This window comes from Streptomyces sp. NPDC004561 (assembly GCF_053602155.1).
In genome coordinates, this window is record NZ_JBSGDB010000824.1 from 1 (window position 1) to 2,130 (window position 2,130).

The following is a 2,130-nucleotide window of genomic DNA, read 5'->3' on the forward strand; positions in this document are numbered from 1 at the left end:
GCCGGCGACGCCCAGCCCGGCGGCGGTGGCCACGGCGAGCGCCGCGCGCACGAGGCGCGGGCGCCGGCGCCGGTCGGAGCGGGCGTCCGTAGCGGCCTGAGGCATGTGGTCCTGGTGCTGCTCGATCATGATGAGCGATCTCCCCTTGGTCATCGGCTTACGGTTCGGTCTTCTCAAGGTGTGATGCCGGACGCGCGGAAAATGTTCGGATGATTTCGAGCCAGGCGGCGACGCGACGCACCGCCGCCCCGCCCACGGCCTATCGCGGTCGGCGCAGGTCGATGACCGTGCGCAGTTTGCCGCTGGTCGGGGTGCGCTCGAACTCCTCCCTGCGTACGGTCCGCACGGTGAGGGACAGCAGTCCCTCCGCCTCGGCCGAGGCCAGCTCCGCCACCTCCGAGGCGAGTGCCGCGCGGGCGGCTTCGGGGTCGGCGGCGTACTGCTCGTCGAGACGGACGGTCAGCCGCTCCCGGTCGGCGCCGGAGGCGACCACGACCTGCACCTCGCCGTGGTAGGCCAGCCGCTCCTGCGCCGCCCGTACGATGCGCCGGTAGTTGATGAAGTACGTGCCCACCCGGACGACGTCGCCGTAGCGCCCGAGCAGCTCCAGCCGGGGCACATGGCTGCCGCACGCGCACGGGCCCTCCACCGCCCGCCCCAGGTCACCGATCTCGTAGCGCTCCAGCCGCTGCCCGGCCCGCGCCCGGGAGGTGAACACCAGCCGGCCCGGCTCGCCCGGCGCCACCGGCCGGTCCTCGCGTGGATCCAGGATCTCCAGCGTGTGCAGATCGGTCAGCACATGGTGGACCGAGCCGTCGGAGGACGCGCACTGGTAGCCCAGGGGGCCCAGGTCGGTACTGCCGTACGCAGCGGAGCGGATCACCTCCACCCCGAACTCGTCGGTGAGCACGCGGCGTTGTTCGACGGTGAAGTGCTCGCCGCCGTAGAACACCTTCCGGATGCCGCCGTAGGCACGCAACCGGTCGGCCTCGGCGTGCAACAGCTGCCACAGGTAGGACGGCATGCCGAACAGGGTGTCCGCCCGGTGGGCGACCAGCGCCTCGGCGACCGCGGCGTGGTCGGGGCCCGCGGCCATCGGGAGCTGGGTGGCGTTCAGCCGCTCCAGGATGGAGAAGAAGCTGATGAAGCTCCCGTACATCCCGCCGCAGTAGAACAGGTTGGCCGCCCGGTCGCGGGCCGGGTCGAAGCCGGCGGCGAGCAGTCCGTCGGCCGCGGCGCGCATCTGGTTGTCGTAGTCGTCGCAGGTGAACACCGACAGCGCGGGGGCGCCCGTGGAGCCGCCGCTGCGGAAGTACAGGTGCGCGTGACGCGGATCCAGGGCGGCGAGCGCCCGCTGCACGCCCTCCTTGCCCAGCAGCGGCGCCTCCGGCGCGGGGGGCAGCACCGGGGGCGACACCAGGTCGTCCAGACAGGCGACCGTACGGAACTCCGGATCCGCCGCGCGCACGCTCACCCTGCGGCTGTAGCGCTGCAACGCGTAGACTCCGTCGTGGGGTTCGCCCTCGTAGCCGTCCAGCATGGAGCCGACCGGGGTGACCCGGGTGACACCCGCGGCGAACATCGCTCGGGAAAGGGCGGCCGTCTCCGCGCGGTCGCCTCCGATCGCCGCGGTCTGCAGATAGCGGCGCATGGGCCGCAGGGTCGCGGTGACCGCGTGCCGGGGCAGCGGCTTGACCCAGACGCTGCGGTGGAGCGGGGAGGCGTCGAGTCCGGAGCGGGTGTCGGCCAGGACCCGCCAGGAACCGTCCTCGGCCGCGAACACACGCGTGAGACCCAGGTGTTGTTCGAGCCGGGCGAGCTGCTGCACGGTGGTGATCTCCGCCTGCTCCGCCGGGCCGGGCAGCGGCGCCGGCCGCGCGCCGGACACCTTCGCCAGCCGCTCGGCGAACCGCCCGGCGAAGGCGAACGCCTCCTCGGTGTCCTCGGTGTCGAGATAGACCACCTGCGGGCTGGAGCACGCCTGCTGCTCGAAACGGCAGACGTCCTCGGCGAGCGCGTCCAGCACGCCGTCCTCGGACGCGGCCCGCCGGGTGCCTCGGGCGAGTTCCTCGCCGCTTCGGCGTGGAGCGAGACAGGGGCCGGTGCCGCCAAGAAGCGGCTGGCTTCCAC

General features: G+C 73.1%; 1 protein-coding gene. It reads right to left on the minus strand.

What is annotated here, in order from left to right; genetic code table 11:
* Positions 1 to 259: 259 nt before the first annotated feature.
* Positions 260 to 2,130, minus strand: a 1,871-nt coding sequence (locus ACWEN3_RS45755; protein ID WP_452984274.1) for an acyl-CoA reductase, incomplete at its 5' end; no start/stop codon positions are given.